Source organism: Streptomyces sparsogenes (genome assembly GCF_001704635.1).
Classification (GTDB): Bacteria; Actinomycetota; Actinomycetes; order Streptomycetales; family Streptomycetaceae; genus Streptomyces; species Streptomyces sparsogenes.
The window spans coordinates 1-4,202 of the sequence record NZ_MAXF01000194.1 but is presented as its reverse complement, the minus strand read 5'-3'; the positions used below and the strand labels follow the sequence as shown (position 1 = coordinate 4,202).

Sequence of the window (4,202 nt, the reverse complement as noted above, 5' to 3'; positions counted from 1 at the left end):
GGGCGGGCGTAATCTCCATGGGGCGCCACGCGCCTCGGGAGACGGGGCGGGCACACCGGGCGCCCCCCGCGGGGACGCCCGGTCGGGCGCGCCCACATCACCGACCATGCCGAGCATTCCCAGTAGTTGAGCACCATCGGCCCAGTAAGCGAGGACAGCATGAGCGACAACGGCGCTTCCGCCGCGGTCACCCCATCCGAACCGGCCGAGCGGCCGGCCGGTTCCGCGGAGTTCGAGCCGGCCGCCGATTCCCCGGAACCCGGGACGTCCCCCGACGGCACGGTGTCAGGGGAGGCCGACGACACGGAAGTTCCGGAGCCGCCGGAGGAGTTCGTCAAGGCCGCCAAACTGGCGCCGAACCACTGGCTGTACCTGACCGACCCCGCGTGGCAGGGCGAAGGCCCGCCGCCGGACTGGGCGGTGGTGGGCCAGTGGCGCTCCGACGACGACGGCGAGATCGTGGAGTGGCAGGACAACGAGAGCTACCAGCCCTCCCCGGAAGCGCTCGGCTGGCCGGAGCCCGAGGACGACGTGGACGCCGCCATCCAGCTCGCCACCACCGGCTACGGTCCGGCGGAGGCCGTCACCGCCGCGCTGGCCAAGGCGGAGGTGGCGGTGCTGGTGACGGCGAACGGCGAACCGGTGAGCGCGTCGGCGCCGGACGGCGGGGCGGTGGTCCCCATCTACACCTCGCCCCGCTATCTGCACGCGGCCGGGCGGCTGGGGTTCGAGCGGGTGCGGGTGCCCGCGCTTCTGGAGCGGCTTCCGGAGGGGCACAGCCTGTGCATCAACAGCTCCGCCCCGGTCAGCATGGTGATGACCACGGACGGCCTGGCGGACATCATGAACGCCGCGGCCGAGGCTCCCGCGGAGGAGCCCGCGGCGGGGGAGTCCGGGGAGGCCGGGGAGTCGGGGGAGGCCGGGGTCGAGTGGCCGACGATGGTGACCCGCGTGGACACCGCACCGGACGCCCGGACGGGCGAAAGCCGGTGACCGAGGCGTCCGCCTCCGCCCGGCGCCGGGAGCGTCCTTGGAGAACACGCCATCGGATGGCAACCCGGTGACGGCCGACACCCTCTTCTCCACCATGAAGAACGTCGTCATCGCCACACTCGAGACCCAACCGTGTCGTGCCGGTGGCGATCACGAGTGGAACATCTAGTTCTGCCGCCCATAGCTGGACTGGGACACATGTTTGCCATATCCACTTCGTATACTCCAAGCCCCCGGCAGCACCGGGCACTTCAACCCCATGGGACGACGACCAGGTGACAACGGCATGAGCGAGACCCCCCGCCGGTGTGCCGCCCCGGCCGAGCCGGAGCGCGAAGGAGAGACGACGTGACCCGTTCCGGCGGTGGCCGGCCGCGCTGGTTCGGCGGCCGGGGCAAGGCGGGACGCGGTGACCGGCGGCCCACCGCGGCCGCCCCCGCCTCGCTGGATGCCCCGGGGGCCGACGCCCTCGGGGCGGAGCCGGACGAGGTGATGCTCGCCGAGGAGTACGGCGCTCTGATACTCCTGCGCTCCGCCCAGGACACCACGATCAGCCAGACGCAAGTGGACGAACTGGTCGAGCTGCTGGGCCCCGAGACGGGCATCGCCACCGTCGTGACCGGCGCCACGCCCGCGTCCGGCCCCCAGGTGGAGGAGTTCTGGCAGCGCCTGGGGGAGGTGTTCGACTCACTGCGCGAGGCGGGCACCGGCACCGTACGGCTCGTCATGTCCGGCGCGGGGGAGGAGCGGCCGGACCACCCGTCCGTGGCCCGGCGGGTCGCCGACGCGTGGGAGCTGGAGGTGATCGCCCCGGACGGCGACGTCCAGATCGTCCCCGGCGGATGGCTCTTCGTCCAGCCCGACCCGCCACCCCGCAAGGGCTGGTGGAGCTTCTCCCCGGGTGTCCAACCGGTCGCCCTGGGCACCCGTCAGCCCGCCCCCGCCTGGCAGCCCGGGGTCGAGCAGGTGCCCGCCCGCACCGACAGCGGCTGTGTCATCGAACAGATCCCGGCGGGGCTGCTGGCCCGCTCCCCGCATGCGACCGCCCCCCAGCGCGGCGACCTGTGCTACTCGGTGCCCGTCGACCCCCGGGGCCCCACCGTGCTGGTCGGTGTCCCGGAGGGCAGCGACGTCTCGGCCTCCGACGTCGGCGAGGTGCTGTCGGCCCTGCCCCAGGCGCTGTGGTCCAGGATCCGGCTCGCGCCCGGCAGCCCCCGCGACATCCTGCGCACGGGGCAGTCGGCCGCCGACCTGCTCGACACCGAGATCGTGGTCTACACGGGCCTGCCGCTGCTCGCCCCCGGCGGCCCCGCGCAGCGCGGCGCGGCCCGCGCCGTACTCGTCGGCGCCGACGGCACCCCGCGGTGGCGGCCCTTCGTGGACGCCGTGGTGTGCGCGCCCTCGACGAAGGGCGAACCCGCCCCGAGCCCGCGCCTGCTGCGCTGGACCCCGCCGCTGCCGGGCCCCGGCAACGTCGAGCACGGCATCGTCCGGCTCTCCGACCGCTGGCAGATCACGGTGACCCGGGCGGGCCTGTGGATCACCGAACGCGACGGCCAGGCGCCCGCCACCTCGACCCGTGAGGTGGACGCCGAGGGCCCGGCCATCGAGGTCGGCCGCCCCGGCGAGGCGCTGGACCCGTCGCTGTGGCCCGAACTCAACCGGCTCCTCGAGAGCCTGGGGGCCGATGTACGCGGCCGGGCGCGGCTGTACGTGCACGGCACGAACACGGACGGCGGCCGCGAACTGCGCGCGATCGCGGCGCGGCACGGCGTCCGAACCCTCCGCTTCACCCCCCGCCCGGCCTCCGCCCCCCGCCCGACAGCGGCCCCCGGCCCGACACCGAGCACTGCCCCACGCCCGGCCACCCACCCCACCACAGGCGCCCACCCGACCCCCGCCGGCGCGCCCCCGCTCCCCGGCCCCCGCCCGGCCGCCGGCGCGCCCTCGCCCCCCGGCGCCCGCCCGGCCGCGGGCGCGCCCCCGCTCCCCGGCGCCCGCCCGGCCGCCGTGTCGGGCTCGGCCGCCGCTGCCCCCGCACCCCGTCCGACCGCCCCGACCGGGGCAACGGGCTCGGCCGCCGCCGCGGGCTCAGCGCCCGGCACGCGCCCGAGCCGTGGCACACCCCCGCAGCCCGGCGGCCGCCCGGCACCCGGTAGCCGCCCGGACCTCGGCAGCCGCCCGGCACCCGGAGGCCGCCCGGCCCCCGGCGGCCACCCGACCTCGGGCAGGGGCCCAGCACCGACGCCGGGCCACGGCCCCGCCCCCCGCCCGACGCCCGGAACCCCAGCGGCCCCCGGCACCGGCCCGCGACCCGGTGCAGGCCGACTTCCCGCCCCGCGCCCGGCAGGCGGTACGGCTCCGCCGACCGGCCCGCGCCTGTCCGGAGACATGCCGCCGTCCCCCGGCGGACCGGCGGCGCCCGGCGACCGCCCGGTGCCGGGCAGGCCGTCGCCGCCCGGCGCGGACCCGAGTCCGGGTCCGCGGCCAGGGCCTGGGCCGTCGGGCGTGAGCGGTCCCTCTCCGGTGTCCGGCGGCTCGCTTCCGTCGGCTGACGGGGTCTCGGAGCCGGGCGCGCCCCGGGCACCGCGCCTCGGTCCGGAAGAGGGGCCCGCTCCGGCCTCCGCGCCCAGCGCGGCTCCGCCCCATGGCGGCGTACCGTCGGTCCCCGGCGCGTCACCGGCCGACGGCCGGAACCCGGGGTCGGGCCCGCGGTTCGGGCGCGACTTCTGGGCCGCGGCCGGTTCGTTCCCGGCGCCTGACAACTCGTCGGCGTCCGGTCCCGCCCCGTCGCCCGACAGGGGCGCGGGGTCCGGCGCGGACACCGACCCGGGCACCCTTGCGGCGCCCGGTACGCCGCCGGTCCCCGGGGAACCCACGGTCCCCGACCGCCACCCGGCGACCGACGCGTCCCCGGCGGCCGACGCGCCCCCGGCGCCCGGGGCGGAGGAGGACGTGTACGTACCGCCGCCCCCTCCGGCGCGGCCGCCGATGATGAGCGTGTCCTCGGGTTCCGGCGACCCGGACGAGAAGGGGCCCGAGCCCACGGGGACGGAGCAGCCGGCGGGGCCCGAGCCCGAACCCGAGCGCGCCGAGTCCGACCCGGAGCCGGAACCGGAGACGGCGCCGGAGCCGGAACCGGAAACGACGCCGGAACGGGCACCGGAAACCGCGCCGGAACGGGAAACGGAAACGGCGCCCGGAACCGG

General features: G+C 77.4%; 3 protein-coding genes. All 3 read left to right on the top strand.

The features are described from left to right. The first annotated feature begins 282 nt into the window (after window positions 1-282). Window positions 283-993, top strand: coding sequence for a type VII secretion system-associated protein (locus BBH68_RS35585; protein WP_245738463.1), 711 nt, complete (start codon window positions 283-285; stop codon window positions 991-993). Window positions 994-1,030: 37 nt separating this feature from the next. Continuing rightward, window positions 1,031-1,162 (top strand): hypothetical protein, encoded by a 132-nt coding sequence (locus BBH68_RS44140; RefSeq protein ID WP_281182511.1) that lies wholly within the window; start codon window positions 1,031-1,033, stop codon window positions 1,160-1,162. A gap of 179 nt (window positions 1,163-1,341) precedes the next feature. Continuing rightward, window positions 1,342-4,202 (top strand): hypothetical protein (locus BBH68_RS41660; protein WP_065967924.1); only part of this gene is annotated, 2,861 nt, incomplete at its 3' end.